The 19,337-nt window shown below is 54.4% G+C and carries 9 protein-coding genes and 1 CRISPR repeat array; of the genes, 1 reads left to right on the top strand and 8 read right to left on the bottom strand.

The genetic code is table 11. The annotated features are described in order from the left end of the window. Positions 1-239: 239 nt before the first annotated feature. Complete coding sequence (locus tag SA87_RS03230) at positions 240-701, bottom strand: hypothetical protein (protein ID WP_156423666.1); 462 nt, start codon at positions 699-701, stop codon at positions 240-242. Positions 702-1,151: 450 nt separating this feature from the next. Here SA87_RS03230 and dcd point away from each other — a divergent pair, with 450 nt between their 5' ends. Further along, positions 1,152-1,838, top strand: coding sequence for a dCTP deaminase (dcd, locus tag SA87_RS03225; protein WP_082718500.1), 687 nt, complete (start codon positions 1,152-1,154; stop codon positions 1,836-1,838). Positions 1,839-1,921: 83 nt separating this feature from the next. Here dcd and SA87_RS03220 read toward each other — a convergent pair whose 3' ends face one another. The 7 genes from SA87_RS03220 to cas3 form a co-directional block, all read right to left on the bottom strand. After that, complete coding sequence (locus SA87_RS03220; protein WP_066199071.1) at positions 1,922-2,110, bottom strand: hypothetical protein; 189 nt, start codon at positions 2,108-2,110, stop codon at positions 1,922-1,924. Beyond that, complete coding sequence (csx20, locus tag SA87_RS03215) at positions 2,107-4,044, bottom strand: CRISPR-associated protein Csx20 (RefSeq protein ID WP_082718501.1); 1,938 nt, start codon at positions 4,042-4,044, stop codon at positions 2,107-2,109. Before csx20 ends, SA87_RS03220 begins: the two co-directional genes overlap by 4 nt. Positions 4,045-4,077: 33 nt before the next feature. Continuing rightward, positions 4,078-4,332, bottom strand: a complete 255-nt coding sequence (cas2, locus tag SA87_RS13905) for a CRISPR-associated endonuclease Cas2 (RefSeq protein ID WP_281180918.1) — start codon at positions 4,330-4,332, stop codon at positions 4,078-4,080. 176 nt (positions 4,333-4,508) lie between these two features. Continuing rightward, positions 4,509-5,510, bottom strand: coding sequence for a type I-B CRISPR-associated endonuclease Cas1b (gene cas1b / locus SA87_RS03205; RefSeq protein WP_066199101.1), 1,002 nt, complete (start codon positions 5,508-5,510; stop codon positions 4,509-4,511). Between the two features lie 32 nt (positions 5,511-5,542). Further along, positions 5,543-6,121, bottom strand: a complete 579-nt coding sequence (gene cas4 / locus SA87_RS03200) for a CRISPR-associated protein Cas4 (protein WP_066199063.1) — start codon at positions 6,119-6,121, stop codon at positions 5,543-5,545. A 58-nt stretch (positions 6,122-6,179) separates the two neighbouring features. Further along, a complete protein-coding gene (gene cas6 / locus SA87_RS03195) occupies positions 6,180-6,956 on the bottom strand; it encodes a CRISPR-associated endoribonuclease Cas6 (protein ID WP_066199060.1) in 777 nt (258 codons plus the stop codon). Between the two features lie 400 nt (positions 6,957-7,356). Beyond that, positions 7,357-17,192: a CRISPR direct-repeat array (repeat unit 30 nt; unit sequence GTTTCAATCCCTCATAGGTAGGCTGCAAAC). 238 nt (positions 17,193-17,430) lie between these two features. Further along, positions 17,431-19,092 carry a CRISPR-associated helicase Cas3' gene (cas3, locus tag SA87_RS03190; protein WP_066199057.1) on the bottom strand — a complete coding sequence of 554 codons (1,662 nt, stop codon included), beginning with the start codon at positions 19,090-19,092 and terminating at the stop codon, positions 17,431-17,433. Positions 19,093-19,337: the final 245 nt, after the last annotated feature.

The following is a 19,337-nucleotide window of genomic DNA, read 5'->3' as shown; positions in this document are numbered from 1 at the left end:
CCTGGCGGACGACGAACGGCGACACCGAGGGCGTGCACCCGAAGATCGAACGGCGGAACCGGATCCGTGATGGCTTCAAAAATCGCGAAGGGGTTGTCCGGAAGATGCTTTTGGCCTTTATTCCCTTCGCTCATCGGATCGCCTGATCACACTTCTTGACATGGAGCCCCGCCGGTTGCCGGGGCCAGAGCTACATCTCCACCTCTAATTGTTTATCTATTTTCTTTCTCTTATTCGACTTAAGAGTCTTCAGATCGTGCTTTGACTTCGGATCGCTTTCGATCGCACAGGAAATCCACCAATTCTCTCAATATACCCTGGCTTTGGAGCGATTCAATTAACTCCTCGACCATGATCTCATTTTTCGTGCCCAGCGCCTGCATCAATAATGTTAACGCTTCCCGGTATGTCGGCGGTCCCTTCCGGTAAAGGACCGCATCGGAAATCCCGGGGATTGATTTGATTCGCTCGATCGGTTCCTCCTTGATCCGCTCCGTCAGGACATGGAAGACCCAGTTCAGGCGCATGATTTTTTCCTCATCAAAAGCGACGCCGTACCGGATTCGCCAGTCAAAGTAAGCAAACTTCGGATCGGTTACCTTGGCATACGCGAGCTCGATGATCGCCATCCTTAACGCTAAGATTTCATCCCTCAGATCCTGAAGTTCTGACTTCAGGCGGCGAATCTCTTCTTCGCACAAGACGCATTCCTCCCCCTCGCTCATAGCTAAGACGGGAAACATGAGTGCTTGAGTAGGCGACAACGTTCTGGGAATCTTCCTTGCATTATGGACGAAGCGTGGGCAGGCCGAAGCGTGGGCAAAATCCCGTACGCCGGTGATGGGAAAATTCCCGCCCGCAGATGCCCACGCCGGCAGTAGACAAAATCCCCTTTGCCGGCTAGGATGAACACAGACACCCGAACGAGCCGAATCCCCGCCGGGACCGGACCCCCGACGGCGCTGCCGCCCCAGGGCACCGGCGCAACGAAACGCAGCGATCCGAGACGCCGGACGGCGCCGACGCGTCGCTACGCCATAGCGCCGGAGACACGAGACGCCAGGTAACGCTGTTGCGTCGCCACGCCGAACCGCGTCGACGCGGCCGAGTCCGGGTCCCGGCGACAAATCGGACAGGAAGGATGCAAGCGAATGAATGCTTCCCAGAACGCTCCCCAGCATGACGCCATTCCAGACGCCCCTCCGCATCACGCCCCCCAAAACGAGGACGGCATCCATCGGTCGACCGGGCACCCGGCGCACGCCGGCTACGCCGTCCTGCACGACGCGGCCATCGCCGAGCTCGCCGCGGCCGGCATGATCGAACCGTTTACGCCGGAGCAAGTGCGGGAGGTGGACGGCCGCAAGCTCATCTCCTACGGCCTCTCCAGCTTCGGCTACGACGTCCGCATCGCCGGCGAATTTTACATCTTTGCCTCGCTGGACGCCGCTGTCGTCGATCCGAAGAATTTTCCGTCGTCGGCGATGGTCAAAAAGGAAGTCGGGCCCCACGAAGCCGTCATCATCCCGCCGAACAGCTATGCCCTCGGCCGCTCCCTCGAATACTTCCGCCTGCCGGACGACGTCGTCGGCATCTGCCTCGGCAAATCGACGTACGCCCGCGCCGGCATCATCGTCAACGTCACCCCCCTCGAGCCGGGCTGGGAAGGGCACATCACGATCGAAATCTCGAACGCCACCCCCCTTCCGGCCAAAGTGTACGCCCACGAAGGGATCATGCAGATCATCTTTTTCCGCGGTCCGCGTCCCGGCGTCACCTACGCCGACCGGAGCGGCAAATACCAGCGCCAGCGCGGCGTGACGTTTCCGCGGGTGTGAGCCTGATCTACATCCCGCACGGCGCGCCGAAGCGGGCCTCGTAAGCCTCATACCGCGCCTCTTCCTCCGGACCGCCTTTTCCATCACCAACCGGCCAAACGCCGAGAGCGCCACCGCCACCAGGATCGGAATACCCCTTTAAACGAAGGCGGACGGCTTTCCGCTTGCGAACGGCGCGCGCCGTGCATCATGAGCGGCGTGAGCACCTCCCGGGGAAACCGTTCCTCGACGACCGCCGGCCGATCCCGGAGAGACGCCCAATCGTACGTCATGCCTCATCCCCCTTCGGATACAGGCGAAACCGCACATGGCGAAATATGCGCTCCGTCACCACGCTCCCGTCCGGTTCGCGCCGTTCCCGCACCTCCCGCCGCGTCGTGGCGTAGATCGGAACGAGCCCGGCCCGGCGCGCTCTCGCCACCAGCCAGACCGTCGCCCCATACTCTCCCTGAATGAGGACGTAATCCCCCGGGTGTCCGGTCTCCTCCATCCAAACCGCAATCGGCCGAAGCCAGTCATCGAGGCGCGAAAGTTCCGGATCGACGTTGGACCAACGGGCCTGAAGATCCTCCGGGAGCTGAACGAACGTCGTCACGCCGAACCGCTCCTCGGCCTCCCGCTTTTGCTCGGGAAGAAGCGCATGCGACATGACGATCAGAAGCTGTCGGCCCCCGCATTCGCCGGAAGCCGCCGGCCTTCCTTCCGGGGACGCCGGCGGACGTCCCGGCGGCGCCGGCTCACCGGTCATGGACGCAGGGGGGCCCTCCGGTTCCGGGGACGACGCCGGGTGCTTCCGGCCCGATGCGCCCGTCGGCTCCCCATCCGGCTCCGCTGCAGGCGTCTTCGGCGACCCGCGCCGCCCCACCCGCTCGATCTCCGGCGCCAGCGTTTCGTCAAGGGTTTTTGCCCAGGTGAGAAGATGCTCGAGCCCGCGGATCAGTTTTTCCGCCTCGGGACGGCTCCCCTTACGTATACCGGCGTGGTTGAGGCTGTTTCGATCGTCCATTAGTCGACCGTAGCCCTCTTTGATGAGATCCTGATACGGGCGAAGCCGTTCTTCGACGTCCGCCCGAGCCGGGGAAGCGTTTTCCGCCCTGTTTCCTGAAGCGCCACCTTCCGGCTCAGCAACCTTGCCAAATCTCACCATACTGGACAACACCGGTCCGACGACTTGTTCACGAGCCACTTCGTCGTCCGCATCGATGCCGGTCGCATGCGCCGCCAGGGTGATCACCCCTTCCCGCAAAAACGTATACGCCTGCTGGATCATCCCGTGCTCCCGGCTCCACCGGGCGGCGTCCAGCTGCACATGGACCGGATCGACAAACCGTCCCTCCAACTTTTCCTTCACCTTTGCGAGCAGCGGGTTTAAAAGCGGCAAAAAGGAGATCGTCTGCGCTTCCGCTTCCCGGAGCGCTTCCTTCACCCGGTTCGCCAGATCGATGAGTTCAGGCGCCCGACACGTGCGCATCGCGTCGGTGAAGGATTTCAACGCGTCGACGAGCCGCTGATGGGCTTTGAGCGCCTTCTCGTCTTCCTCCCTCCCGGACCGATCGGCGATGTCCCTTCTTTTGCCGGCGGTAAAATAACGGCGCCGGGCGTCACGGACGATCGCCTCCAGCGCGTCGGCGTTTCCGGAACGTAAAAAATCCTCGGTTGCCATCGCCCAGTCGAGGAGTGTGACAAACGGCATGAGGTCAATGATTGGATTTTCTTGATCGGAACCGTTAAATTTTCCGTAATAAATCCCTTCGATGGACGCATCTTTCAAAAAACGCGCATACTGAAGAACGGAGGAAACAAAAAATGGGAGATACCGAAAAGCATGGGTAATATCAAAAATCACTCTATCACTATGGTGAATATTATCCAGGACAATTTTGTAGATCTCCCAGAGGGATTGTTCATCGTCACCGTCTGGGATCGGGATTGAGCGAACATTTCGGTCCATCGTATGCCCGCGTCCAAACTCAGCCAGCGCCCGCCGAAGTTGGGCCTCCAGTTTGTCATCGCCGATCCAGTTCGTCTCATACGCGCCATCCGTGACCAGCACGATCAACCGGTCGTCCGGATCATATTCCGTAAGCAAAAATTCATAAAGGGCCACTTGAACATAAGAGGTACCCCGACTTTGCTTTCCCCGAAAGTGGTAATGAGCGGTTAGATACGAGCTTGTCCCCAAAAACGAAATCAACTTCCGCGCCACCGCGCCTCCTCCCTTTCGCCCCCGTCCTTTACCCTACAAGAAAAACGCCGTTTCCGCCTTCTCCCGCCCGAGTTTTCGCCGGCGGACGTCCCCGGCGGACCGCAAAACGTAGAAAAGGAGCGCATCCTCTTCCGGATCGATGATCTTCTTCAGCTCGTCTTGCAGCCGCTCGAACTGCGCCGCCGTAAGCTCCCCTTCGAGCACCGAATTCTGTACCCACGTCAGATACCGCCGGGCCGTTTTCAGCACCCGAGCCACCCGATCGACGTGCACGTCGTAGACGAAGATGACGTAGATTCGTTTTCCCTCCTTCCTGTGCCGTCCGGGACGGTTCCCGCGGTCCTTTGCCTTTAGGCGTTCATCCTCGCCTCGGCCCGCCTGTGCTTCACCGCACCTCGTCACCCGTTTCGCCCCAGCGAGCAGAACCATGGGAACGCGTCCGCTCATCAAGCGGGCTCGGCCGCTCACCACCGGGCCCGAAAGGGAACGTATTCGGCATCCCCCAGAAAATGCTTTTCGAGCTTATACAGCTCCAGCCGCAAAAGGCGACGATAGCTGACATTGCGTTTTAACGGGCGGTGATGAAACGTCGCTTTCATCCGCTCCTCCCACGCCTGAAGCACAATCTTTCGCCCTTCTTCGGTGAGATAAATCCCACCGAGCGTGGCGGTGAAGTGCTTCGGCTGAATCTGCTTCTTCTGCACGAGACGGATGACGAGACGATCGGCGAGGATCGGTTTGAACACCTCCGCCACGTCCAGGTGAAGCGTAAACCGCCGGAAATTCGTCTCATGCAAATAGCCAATGCGCGGATCGAGATGAGTTTTGTAAATTTCCGACAGGATCGCCGTGTACAGAAGCGTATTGGCAAACGAAAGGAGCGCGTTCAAGGCATTGTGCGGCGGACGACGACTCCGGCGAACGAAGGCGAACTCGGTTCCGTCGAGGATCGCATCCATGGCGCGATAATATACTTCCCACGCCTGCCCCTCGGCCTGCATGAGCTGCGGAACGCGGGTGAGCTCCTCCAGGCGCGCCTGGTGCCCCGCGATCTCTTCGGCCAGCGGCTCGATCGCCGAATGCCCGCGCCGAATGTAATACCGGAGAACCTGTTGCAGATGAAAGAGGCTCCCTGCGACGAACTTGCGGGCGAGCGTAAGGCGCCGCTCATCATCGAGATAATGCATCACCTGCCGCAGCAGCAGATGGCCGGAGCTATAATGCTCCCGGGGATAATACGTCCCGACGTAATGGCCGTAACGATTGAAAAAGTGGATCGGGATGAGGTGCTGCGTCATAAACTCCAAAAACCGCTTGTTCAGCTCCACCTCACCGAAAATGAAGATGTCCTGGATCCGCTCGATCGGCACATAGCGCGGCCGATCGTCTCCTTCCCGGTCAAAGCGAAGCGTCCGGTCTTTTCGGCTTAAGCGGCCGCTTCCGGTGATGTACAGCGTCTCCTTCACCGGCCCCACCCTCGTCGTCCAACCATTTTCCCTTACGCTTCTTGAACCTCCGGCGCCTGATCCTCCGTCTCCGGTGCCGGATCCTCGGGCTCATCCACCCAGCAAAATTCCAGAAAAGCGCACGATCGACAGGATGGGATCCAGGCCGCCGGGGGCGGGCTCGGCCGCGCCAGCACCTCGCCAAGCGCGCGGATCGAGGCGAGCAAATGGGCCTCCCCTTCTCCATCCAGGAAGACGTCGAGCCGTTTCCGTTCCTTCGGCACCCGGATCTCGCCGCGGGCCGAGATTCCGTGTTCCTTCAGCCGCCAGAGGTAAAACAGAACCTGCAGGCGCGCGCCTTTGACCATTCGAGAGGATTTTTTAACCTCGACGACGATGACGGTACCCCCGTCTGTGTCGAGCACGTCGATCTTGGCGCCGGGCAGGCTCACTTCTCGCGCCTCTTTCCGCGGATAAGCCGTCTTCGCGATCCAGCGGCCGAGGCTCAGATCCCCGTGATCACGATCCGGCGTGATCTGCCGCGAATAAAGCCAAGCCGACCGGGAACAGACCACCCAATGATAAAGAAGCGAACCGGTCAGCGGCGTGACTTCGGAATAGAGTTCATGCATCAACCTCTACCTCAGGAGTTTTAAGCTTTTGACCACAACCATGTCTCAACCGTGGTGATTAGCGAACGGGATGCCCGGTTTTGTTTCGTTCCGAGGCCAACGTCGGCACCACGCAACCGAATCCCTGTGAATTTTTGGAACCCAATCCGGCGCTTAACGCCAGTTCCAGCAGTTTGGGATCGCCCGTCAACCGATACGTCCCCAACCACCCCTTAATGATCGTCCCCCGGAAACGGACGATTTTTTGGTCTTCCTTGTGGACATAAATCGGTTCAACTTGAAATGATGGATCTTCCGGCGGCCGCGCAAAAACGAGGATGTATTTTTTGCGTAAGTTGTGTCGAACCAGCGCCTCAAAGCGAGATTCGAAGGGGGAGTAGTAATACGTGAACGGTCTTCCCGACGACTCTAGACGGCTATACACCGTAATCGGCGAGATGGCCCGAACGGTGATCGAACGATCGGCGACGACGGTCGATACTGCTTCAACGCTCTCTACGACCGCGTTTTGGCCGTTGATGTGAATCTCCGGACGTTTCAAAAGCCCTGCGGCCAACTCGTGAACGAGCCTTTCAATCGGAGAAGCGATCACCATTCGGAAAGGAGGATGAAAAACAATCCCCTTTTTGTCCTCACGGACGGATATCTTTCCCATCAATCTGGAAAAAACAAACAGCTTAAACGGCCGCTTTTCGAAAATGAATCCATGATCATGCAAATAGGCTCGCAAACCGGGATGATCGATCCAACGATAGATGATGGCTTGAAGGATATGGTTATGTTCAAAAGGCAGTTGAATCGGCTCCGGTGCCGTTAACGTCAACTTCAATTGCATCTTCAGCATCCTTTCATCGGCAATCGAACTCAACGTGTAGCTCTAATTTCCGCCTGTCATAAACACCTCCAAAAGATGAAGCTGAAGATAAAGCTGGATTGAGTTCGATGCAGATATCCGTCTGATTGAAGATATCCGTCTGATCATAGTAGTTCTTCGCAAGCAAGAAAAATCCTGCCGACAACGATCTAAATTTGTCAATACGGTCACGCATTTTATGCTTTATATTTTCTTAAAGCACAAACTCATGTCGTTATTATAACCGCGCTTGCTAAAACTAAAATTGAAATATATTCAGATTTTAAAATCATCTCATAGGTAAGCTGCAAACGCTTTTTTACCTGGCGAACGAACTCTTGAGCATAGGACGTCAACATCGAGACAAATGGGAACATGCTGGATTTCAATCCCTCATAGGTAGGCTGCAAACGTGCTGATCGACGCGGGCCTCAAGGCGGGCGAAAACGTTTCAATCCCTCATAGGTAGGCTGCAAACGGTTTCAGGACTCGCGTGAACAGGTGAACAGCGTTGAGTTTCAATCCCTCATAGGTAGGCTGCAAACGTCGGAGAAGTTAACCCGCCGGAAAAAGCCATCGCCGCAAGTTTCAATCCCTCATAGGTAGGCTGCAAACGCCGGCGGAAACCGGTGTCGACGCCTTTGCCGTGCGTTTCAATCCCTCGTAGGTAGGCTGCAAACTCGGCCTTTATCTCGCTAAATACTTGAGCAAGTCTCGGTTTCAATCCCTCATAGGTAGGCTGCAAACTACGCCACGAAGGTGGTGCTTGGTGTATGACGACCGTTTCAATCCCTCATAGGTAGGCTGCAAACGCGCCAGCGCGTCACGACCCAACCGCGCTCCCATGTTTCAATCCCTCATAGGTAGGCTGCAAACGCGCATAGTATCTCGACCCCCTTATTTACCAATTCTGTTTCAATCCCTCATAGGTAGGCTGCAAACTTCTAAAGCATTGAATCGTTTGCGAGGTGGGCATCGGTTTCAATCCCTCATAGGTAGGCTGCAAACTTAGACTGCAAAATTAAGATGCTTAGATTTTCGATCGTTTCAATCCCTCATAGGTAGGCTGCAAACAGGTTTTACATGCGGCGGGGACCGTTCTGGTGGCGCTGTTTCAATCCCTCATAGGTAGGCTGCAAACGGAATAGGATATATCTTTTTGATGGTATTTGGACGTTTCAATCCCTCATAGGTAGGCTGCAAACTTTATTCTGCTCGACTTTACGATTTTCCTCATCCTGTTTCAATCCCTCATAGGTAGGCTGCAAACCGCCCGAGCAGTTCCCTGAGGACTGTCTTGATTGCCAGTTTCAATCCCTCATAGGTAGGCTGCAAACCGCCGCCGACAAGAAGCGCGAGAGGAACGACGGCCGGTTTCAATCCCTCATAGGTAGGCTGCAAACGGTCCTGGAACACCCAACCCATCAATCCGCCACCAGTTTCAATCCCTCATAGGTAGGCTGCAAACACTGCCCATGTGCGCATAAGTGCTCTTATGTGTACAGTTTCAATCCCTCATAGGTAGGCTGCAAACTGATCGAGTTTCGCGGCCATGATCTTGCGTCGGATCAGTTTCAATCCCTCATAGGTAGGCTGCAAACTCCAGAAACAACACGTCTCGCATGTCCGGGTGATCCGTTTCAATCCCTCATAGGTAGGCTGCAAACCGTAGGAACCGGCAGGGTGGCCTGGTTGAACGTTCCGGTTTCAATCCCTCATAGGTAGGCTGCAAACTTTCGACCAGGCGCCAGAAGTCGGCCTCGATTCGGAGTTTCAATCCCTCATAGGTAGGCTGCAAACGGAGTCATTGTTGGCGTTGTTAGCGGTTTTGCGCTGTTTCAATCCCTCATAGGTAGGCTGCAAACGGGGTTGTACGTTGTATCGCTATTTGATCGCATTTCGTTTCAATCCCTCATAGGTAGGCTGCAAACCCCTGCTCAAGCGCCTTATCGTAAATCCGCAAGAACGGTTTCAATCCCTCATAGGTAGGCTGCAAACTCGATTCTTGGCGCCTATCTTGTGGCCGTTGGGATTGTTTCAATCCCTCATAGGTAGGCTGCAAACAGCGGACGCGCTCGCAATAAGGGCCGATCGCCGCGACGTTTCAATCCCTCATAGGTAGGCTGCAAACGTTGCTCGATTGTGGCCATGCCGAGATCGGCAAGAAGTTTCAATCCCTCATAGGTAGGCTGCAAACCCCGGTCAGCTCGCGCCGCCGGCCGGTCCCGACGAGTTTCAATCCCTCATAGGTAGGCTGCAAACCGTCTTACGCGCCGACGGCCTCGAACTGATCGTCACGTTTCAATCCCTCATAGGTAGGCTGCAAACTGTCCCGGCTGCCCTGAAAAACGCAATCGAACTGTGTTTCAATCCCTCATAGGTAGGCTGCAAACACTGCGTCGGCTGCGGCCCGGACGTAAGCGATGGAGGTTTCAATCCCTCATAGGTAGGCTGCAAACGATCGCGGCGAGCGTCCGAAACGCCGCCTCAGCGTGTTTCAATCCCTCATAGGTAGGCTGCAAACTCGGCTGTCATTACGGCCGAAGACGTAACGGCTCGTTGTTTCAATCCCTCATAGGTAGGCTGCAAACTTGTTGCTTTGCCGTCAAGAGCTCCTTGTCCATATGTTTCAATCCCTCATAGGTAGGCTGCAAACCCGTGTTGGATCGGCCCTGTCGTCACCTGCACAGTGTTTCAATCCCTCATAGGTAGGCTGCAAACGGCCGTCCCTGCCGCGGAACGGTCCAGCCGCGGCGGGTTTCAATCCCTCATAGGTAGGCTGCAAACCGCAAACCCTTAAGCGAAGCGGAACTCAAACTCATCGGTTTCAATCCCTCATAGGTAGGCTGCAAACGTACTTACCGCCTACGCCTGGATGGACTCCAGCACGTGTTTCAATCCCTCATAGGTAGGCTGCAAACCTTTTGGTATGTAATAAAGATATGGAGGGGATAAAAGTTTCAATCCCTCATAGGTAGGCTGCAAACAAGCATCTCCGTCGCTCCTTTCTCAGAACTGCATCTGTTTCAATCCCTCATAGGTAGGCTGCAAACCCGGTTCACACAAAATCATGCGGAGGGGTTAGACAAGTTTCAATCCCTCATAGGTAGGCTGCAAACGGTCGACTGCGCCTGTTTAATCATCAAATGATGGAGTTTCAATCCCTCATAGGTAGGCTGCAAACCGCCTGCGCCGTTGGTAGGGGAGGGAAAATATGTGGTTTCAATCCCTCATAGGTAGGCTGCAAACAATCCACCGATCAGGAATTCCTTTCTTTGCTTCCTTGTTTCAATCCCTCATAGGTAGGCTGCAAACTGTCTGGTGTAACGGCTGTCGTTCCTCTCGCGCTTTGTTTCAATCCCTCATAGGTAGGCTGCAAACTCGGGAGACGAGCTTATCGATCGTGCGGGTCAAAGAGTTTCAATCCCTCATAGGTAGGCTGCAAACGCTAGAAGAAATTAAAATATCGATTACGTCTTCGTAAGTTTCAATCCCTCATAGGTAGGCTGCAAACCCCTTTTAAGATCATGTCAATACCACCTGCCACGGGGTTTCAATCCCTCATAGGTAGGCTGCAAACCGCGGGCTGAGGACAAAGGGGCGTACAGCGTTATTCGTTTCAATCCCTCATAGGTAGGCTGCAAACTCCCGCCGGGGCGACCAAACAGCGGGGGTGAATAAAGTTTCAATCCCTCATAGGTAGGCTGCAAACGGCGTCCTCCGTTAGCACATAATATTTAGTACCACTGTTTCAATCCCTCATAGGTAGGCTGCAAACGTATTTCCCGGTACAGAAAAGCGTCCCAGAGCTATTGTTTCAATCCCTCATAGGTAGGCTGCAAACACTGCGCCGTTTCGGCGCTTGTGCTTGCGCTTGCGGTGTTTCAATCCCTCATAGGTAGGCTGCAAACGGCAAGATCGAATCAGTAGATAGCTTTTTAGATTTGGTTTCAATCCCTCATAGGTAGGCTGCAAACTGGAAAAGCTCACCCGGCAAATCGAAACCGCCCGTCGGGGTTTCAATCCCTCATAGGTAGGCTGCAAACCCCGGCCGACACAGCAATGCCCTCCGCCCGTGAAAGTTTCAATCCCTCATAGGTAGGCTGCAAACATAAGGCGAAGGAGTTGTTAGATCCTGTGTTACTGGTTTCAATCCCTCATAGGTAGGCTGCAAACCGAGGATGCGCCCGAACCATCGGAGATTGATGTACTGTTTCAATCCCTCATAGGTAGGCTGCAAACCTCCAATTCGGACCACGTTAGGGACAGGCTATCCAATGTTTCAATCCCTCATAGGTAGGCTGCAAACTCCGCACCCATGCGCCCAGCCATCCAAGGTCGGCGCGTTTCAATCCCTCATAGGTAGGCTGCAAACAGCGGCGGGCTGACGGATTTAAGGAGCTGTATCGTGTTTCAATCCCTCATAGGTAGGCTGCAAACCTGTCAAGGGCGCCCAAGGTCGGAAGTCGTTATCTCGTTTCAATCCCTCATAGGTAGGCTGCAAACGATCTTAAAGAACTTAAAAGGAGGGAACTAAAGGAAGTGTTTCAATCCCTCATAGGTAGGCTGCAAACGGGTATTTTTATGTGGGGACAAACACCGCCCCTGCAAGTTTCAATCCCTCATAGGTAGGCTGCAAACGGAGGAGGTGGCGAAGCTTCTGGACATAGACAACACGTTTCAATCCCTCATAGGTAGGCTGCAAACCGTTCCACGGAAGACCGCCGGCGGGGTTCGCCATGCGGAGTTTCAATCCCTCATAGGTAGGCTGCAAACGCTGAGGCTCAGGCTAAGGCCGCCGCGGCCGAAGAGGTTTCAATCCCTCATAGGTAGGCTGCAAACGATAAGGTCATGCGGCTGCGGGAGCTTCTGCAAAGTTTCAATCCCTCATAGGTAGGCTGCAAACCGGGTCTGCCGAAGCTGTGAGTATCGGGAGCTTTGCCGTTTCAATCCCTCATAGGTAGGCTGCAAACTACCAGACGCCGAAAAGGGGGCGATCGTTTGCGAGGTTTCAATCCCTCATAGGTAGGCTGCAAACTGCCAGTCACGACCATAACGTTCCCTAACTTTACGAAGTTTCAATCCCTCATAGGTAGGCTGCAAACTATCACAAAGGACGATAGTTTTGTGGTCGGGCAGAAGTTTCAATCCCTCATAGGTAGGCTGCAAACATGTTTAAGCAGACGATGAAAGACTACCGCTTATCTAGTTTCAATCCCTCATAGGTAGGCTGCAAACCAAGCGCCGGTCGCGGTCGCGACGGCACAAGCGACAGGTTTCAATCCCTCATAGGTAGGCTGCAAACTAAACGGCGCGGGCGTCCGCCTAAAAAACAGCAAAGTTTCAATCCCTCATAGGTAGGCTGCAAACTTCCAAAGATAATTTTAAAATTGTCTATTCAAAGTGTTTCAATCCCTCATAGGTAGGCTGCAAACCCGGAAAGCCTTGTGTATCAAGGTTTTCCGGGAATCGTTTCAATCCCTCATAGGTAGGCTGCAAACGGAATGATTTTTCCGATCCGCAAGCATTGGCCGCAGGTTTCAATCCCTCATAGGTAGGCTGCAAACTTTCGTTACTTCTTCGAACGCCTTCAGTAATTCGTGGTTTCAATCCCTCATAGGTAGGCTGCAAACCGCGGCGACCCGGCGCGCCAGGCCGATGAGGACGTGTTTCAATCCCTCATAGGTAGGCTGCAAACGAAGGTGATTCAGGAACTTTTGAACCGCGGCCAGAGTTTCAATCCCTCATAGGTAGGCTGCAAACGAAAAGCACATACAGCAGCTCATTGAGATGTACCGCAGTTTCAATCCCTCATAGGTAGGCTGCAAACTCAGGGCGGCTTGCGGCAGATGCGCCGATTTTCTCGTTTCAATCCCTCATAGGTAGGCTGCAAACCTTATCCTCGTGCTGACCTATTAGCAGAAACACAGCGTTTCAATCCCTCATAGGTAGGCTGCAAACGTCGCACAGGTGCAATCGCCTTCTCAAGGCGGCGATGTTTCAATCCCTCATAGGTAGGCTGCAAACTTTTTGATGTATAATAAGAAGCATGGAGGGGATAAAAGTTTCAATCCCTCATAGGTAGGCTGCAAACCATCTGGTACGCCGTCCGCTGGGTTCTTAGACTGACTGTTTCAATCCCTCATAGGTAGGCTGCAAACGTGATAACAACACCCAGATTTCTAATAGGTTCCCACGTTTCAATCCCTCATAGGTAGGCTGCAAACCTCCGCGTCCCGAATCGCCGCGGCGCGGTAAGGTGAGTTTCAATCCCTCATAGGTAGGCTGCAAACGCCTCACGAATAATCCGTCTTCGATACATAAGCGCTTGTTTCAATCCCTCATAGGTAGGCTGCAAACGCGGCAACCCCGACTGCCGCAACCCAGGGAAACACCCCCGTTTCAATCCCTCATAGGTAGGCTGCAAACCGGAACCTAGTGGTCCGTTGTAAGTTTAGCACAACGGGTTTCAATCCCTCATAGGTAGGCTGCAAACTGCCCATGTGTGCAGGAATCCGCCACTTCGTTCGTCGTTTCAATCCCTCATAGGTAGGCTGCAAACTGGGCGAAACGCCGGCCGACGACCTGGCCGAGGTGCGTTTCAATCCCTCATAGGTAGGCTGCAAACTATTTTGATGGACAGGCCATCGCGTTTCGTCACGCAGGTTTCAATCCCTCATAGGTAGGCTGCAAACGAAAAACCGTGGCGTGAAGCTAGGGGGAATCTTCCTGAGTTTCAATCCCTCATAGGTAGGCTGCAAACGTTGGTGGAGATTATGTTTTGCAACCTCAGTCGTCAAGTTTCAATCCCTCATAGGTAGGCTGCAAACGGATAGTCAAACTGAACGATTCTGTAATGTTCGATGTTTCAATCCCTCATAGGTAGGCTGCAAACTCAAAAACTGCCCTGATCGATCGCATCGCTTCATGTTTCAATCCCTCATAGGTAGGCTGCAAACGATCGTCAGGGCGATCGAGGGCGCCTACGCGGAGATGAGTTTCAATCCCTCATAGGTAGGCTGCAAACGAAAATATAGAAAGAGCAAAAGTCGACAAAGAGTACAGTTTCAATCCCTCATAGGTAGGCTGCAAACTTAGTTTATACCCACTAGCGCGCATGCGCAATATGGGTTTCAATCCCTCATAGGTAGGCTGCAAACCGAAAAAGCCAATGAAGACAAGGCTTACGAGAATTCGTTTCAATCCCTCATAGGTAGGCTGCAAACTTTAAGCTGGGCGACGGATCGCGGGTTCTCAACACCTGGTTTCAATCCCTCATAGGTAGGCTGCAAACTCCTGGACAAGCTAAATCGCATCGTCGCCAATCCAAAGTTTCAATCCCTCATAGGTAGGCTGCAAACGAATCGTCGAATGGGAGGAAGGCAAGAAACTCGGAGGTTTCAATCCCTCATAGGTAGGCTGCAAACCGATCACGACCCTTCTCCTTTGCACGTCAATGCTGGAGTTTCAATCCCTCATAGGTAGGCTGCAAACCTTTGCAGCGTCTCGACGATTTCGTCAGCGACGACCGTGTTTCAATCCCTCATAGGTAGGCTGCAAACTTTTTGATGTTGATTCGCGTATGGTCGGCACCGCCGAGTTTCAATCCCTCATAGGTAGGCTGCAAACGCGCCGTCAGTCTCAACCGCAACGATCGCGTTCCCGGTTTCAATCCCTCATAGGTAGGCTGCAAACTACAAACCGCGGCGGTGATCCAGCGCGCGGTTCGCTGTTTCAATCCCTCATAGGTAGGCTGCAAACATACGGCGTCGTGGAAATCCGCTCCACTAAACGCCCGTTTCAATCCCTCATAGGTAGGCTGCAAACCCGGCGCGATCGGAGCGGGTTGCATCTTAAGCGTCGAGTTTCAATCCCTCATAGGTAGGCTGCAAACTTACGAAATGCTCGCCATGGCATCGAAAAAAACCAGTTTCAATCCCTCATAGGTAGGCTGCAAACCCTTTTTGCAAATAACCTCAGCAACCGACTCGTCCGAGTTTCAATCCCTCATAGGTAGGCTGCAAACCATATGATGGGAGGAAATGTGATGAAGATTGAGGGGAGTTTCAATCCCTCATAGGTAGGCTGCAAACGCAATTGTTGCGTTTCTGATCGTTCTGATGCTGCGCGTTTCAATCCCTCATAGGTAGGCTGCAAACTTTCCAATATCTCGCACACATCCTTGGCGACAAACCAGTTTCAATCCCTCATAGGTAGGCTGCAAACCTCGGGAACCCAGACGTTGTTGGGGTAACGAATACAGCGTTTCAATCCCTCATAGGTAGGCTGCAAACCCCAAGCGATCGGAAACGACACGCACCGGAACACCGGGTTTCAATCCCTCATAGGTAGGCTGCAAACGAGAAAGCGCCGCCTCATCTGAGTGGCCGCTCCATTCGTTTCAATCCCTCATAGGTAGGCTGCAAACGATAAGCCGCCATGTGTTCATCGCGAGCGCCCGCTGTTTCAATCCCTCATAGGTAGGCTGCAAACCAGAATTCCACAATTCGCGGATTCGCCGTCCTCCACGTTTCAATCCCTCATAGGTAGGCTGCAAACCCGATCCTACTCAGAGATCCGAGATGACCGAGCCGAGGTTTCAATCCCTCATAGGTAGGCTGCAAACTTGTCGATGAAGCGGGCGTGTTTTTTAATAGTAGAGATGTTTCAATCCCTCATAGGTAGGCTGCAAACAAGCGCCGGCGCTAGTGGAAACAAAAAACCAAACGCGTTTCAATCCCTCATAGGTAGGCTGCAAACCCGGTCAATATTTGGGTTATATTAATTACTTTATACGTTTCAATCCCTCATAGGTAGGCTGCAAACCCGAGGTCGATGTACTGTTTAGCGGCGCGTAGATTTGTTTCAATCCCTCATAGGTAGGCTGCAAACCCGCCTGCAGGGCGCACCCGACGCCTTTGTTGCCTGGTTTCAATCCCTCATAGGTAGGCTGCAAACGCGCGCAGACTTCGACTGGGTGCTAAAGCCGGACCACGTTTCAATCCCTCATAGGTAGGCTGCAAACATGGCAGAGTGTCCTATGAAGATCTGCTGGAAGCTGCGTTTCAATCCCTCATAGGTAGGCTGCAAACCTTCTCTCATTTGCTAGCGGCGGCACCCACACCGCCTGTTTCAATCCCTCATAGGTAGGCTGCAAACATCTTAGCGCGGACTAAAGGGATGTCGCATGATGAGGTTTCAATCCCTCATAGGTAGGCTGCAAACGAGGCGCGCGGTTGGGTACAGGTCCTTCTCTTGCGTTTCAATCCCTCATAGGTAGGCTGCAAACCGATCCAATGTGAGTACAACCAGCCAAGGCCTACGATGTTTCAATCCCTCATAGGTAGGCTGCAAACCCCTGATCGCATATTCCTAAAAGACTTCATCAGCGAAGTTTCAATCCCTCATAGGTAGGCTGCAAACTGACATCCTACCGCGTTTCAGTTTAATTGCAGTTTTTGTTTCAATCCCTCATAGGTAGGCTGCAAACATGTCGAAGCGAATCCGCTTCGCGGACGTAGACGTCGTTTCAATCCCTCATAGGTAGGCTGCAAACGTTTGTCATCCCAGATTCCGGCCCTGTCGTTTAACTGTTTCAATCCCTCATAGGTAGGCTGCAAACGAGGCATCAACTATACTGACCCGAGGACCGAGCAGAGTTTCAATCCCTCATAGGTAGGCTGCAAACCAGCAAAGCCCGAGCAACAAGGAAATCGTGGGCATTAGTTTCAATCCCTCATAGGTAGGCTGCAAACCCCAGCACAAGCGCCAACCGCGACGACAGCGCCTAAAGTTTCAATCCCTCATAGGTAGGCTGCAAACGCAGGCGGTGGCGGCCTCGGCGACGGCGATGCAGGGTTTCAATCCCTCATAGGTAGGCTGCAAACTGGTATCGTGGATATGGTTCTCTGTCGTCTCTATCAACGTTTCAATCCCTCATAGGTAGGCTGCAAACCAGCTTTCCAGTCAGTCTTGGGATCCTGCCAATCACGTTTCAATCCCTCATAGGTAGGCTGCAAACCTAGCGATTGCCATCAAAGTAGCCGACCACCTGCGCGTTTCAATCCCTCATAGGTAGGCTGCAAACCGGGTCTTTTGCGGAGGAAAGGAGTGCGTCGGCGAGTTTCAATCCCTCATAGGTAGGCTGCAAACCTGAGGCCATCGCGGCGGAACTGCGAAAGCTTCCGCGTTTCAATCCCTCATAGGTAGGCTGCAAACCCCAAAAATAACGTTAATCATAAAGCACGCTAATCCTTTACCGCAAAAAAGATCCGCTGCGCTACCCTGGAACATTCGCCGCTCTGGCATCATCATAACAGGATTTTCGCCAAATATCAAGATGTCGTCGATCCCCCGGGATTTTCGCTCGATTGGGGATCGACGACAGTATTCCTTCCACGTCAAAGCCCATACAAAAGAATCAAAGCAACAAAGCAAAAACTGTCAAACATCATTCCTACGAGAGGATCAACGGACCGGAAGAAGCGCCGATCCCCCACTCATCGGCCAGCGAACGGCTCAAGAGGCCAAGTTCATCGTCATAGGGAAGCTGCGTTACAAGCGTATCGAGACTGGCATAATGTTCAAACGCTTCGCGATACGCGTGCAACCACTGAATCCGCACCGGTACCTGAAATTCGACCATCCTCCACCGGTCTCCTTGCTCGATCAACCGAAGCGCCTCATCGACGAAACGAAGCGGAATGACATCGACCGACAACGAACCCCGTCGCGTCACAAAGCGCTGGAGCATCTCCTCATCGGAAAGATCGATGGTAAACGTCCCGAGCGCCGTTTGAACCCATTCGAGATTTTCCCGTCCCTCTCGAAAGGCATCCTGCCACGCATGACTCCTAAGATAAGCGCGATAGACTTCTTCATTAGCGTCCAGCCAGTCTCGATCCGTCGGCTCTGGCGGAAGGTTTTTGAGGATCGAGCGACTGAGCGCCAACACTTCTTCATCATACACGCGCCCCCGGGCGATCGCCGACCCATCTTCGTAAATGACAACCGGCGCAGGGGCTCGATTCCCGGACCGGTTGACCCGTCCCATGCGCTGGACGAGCGCATCGACCGGCGCCAGGTCCGTCATGAGCACATCGTATGAGATATCCAGGCTGACCTCCACCACCTGCGTCGCCACAAAAATCGTGCCGGGCACCGGATGCGCGACGGTCTGCTCCCGCCGCTCGCGGTCGCGAAAGATAAATCGACCATGATAGAGATGGAGTTTCGGCCACCGAACCTCCTCTTTCAAAGCGCGGTATAGCCGCTGCGCCTCCTCCACGGTGTTGGCGACGACGAGGACCGCTTGGCCGGCTCGGGCAAACTCGACGATCTCGTCCATCCGCTCCACCAGACTTCCGGGACGAAGCTCGACCCGGTGACGACGCCGATTCCAAAGCGGCGGTTCGGCTTCTACGATCCGATCCAAGGATACGATCTCCTGAAACCGTTCCATCAGCGCCTCCGGAAGCGTGGCGCTGGCCAAAGCGATTCGGCGTGGACGCTCCCTTTCAAGCGCCGCCCAGAGGAGTCCCAGCATATAAGGCTCGTAAGCATGGATTTCATCCAGGATGACGGCCGCCTCCCTGGACAAAAAACGTCGCTCTTCCCAATGTCGTCCGTGAAGATGGGCCAAAAGCCACTGATCCAGCGTCGCGACCGTGACCGGGCGAGCAAAAACGCGGCTCAACAGCCGTACGTTCTCTGAGCGGTCGTCCAACGTTTCTTCGAAGGCGGATTTCCGCAGCATGTACGAAGCCCGGCCATGGGCCAGCCCGACAGCATCGTCGCCGTAGATATGCCTTAACCGTCGCCACATCGCATTGACCGTCGCCTGCGTCGGAAGCAGATAGATCACCCGGTTGGCATCGCCCGCCCATCGAAGGAGCGCTTCCGTCTTTCCCGTCCCGGTCGGCGCCCGCAACCAAAAACCGGAAGCTCCCGCCCGCCCCGCTGCCACCTGAAAAGCTCGCCAGACAAACGCTTTTCCCTCCGACTCGGAGCGATGGTTCAAAAAACGCTCCAGCTTTGCGCCGCCCGCTTTCAAGTACAATCCCTCGACCGAGGCGACGCCTCCAGACGCCAGCCAGTCGGCCAAATGGAGCGTCGTCATGACCGCCGCGTACCGTTTGGAATCGTTTTTTTTTGAGCACATCGATCAGCCGGGCGGAAGCGTTGAAAAATCCATGCAGGAGTCGGGACAGATCGTCTTTCATCAACTCTTTGGCCAGCGCCAGCACCCTTTCGCCGTCAGGAAGAACGATCGGAGGATGTGCCTTAAGCCGCCGCGCCGCTTCGTCGAGACGCCTCCAAATCGAGCGAAAAATCTCCTCATAACCGCCTGCATAGCGGGGGAGG

Source organism: Hydrogenibacillus schlegelii (assembly GCF_001653195.1).
GTDB lineage: Bacteria > Bacillota > Bacilli > Thermicanales > DSM-22653 > Hydrogenibacillus > Hydrogenibacillus schlegelii.
This window is presented reverse-complemented; position numbering and strand designations above follow the sequence as displayed.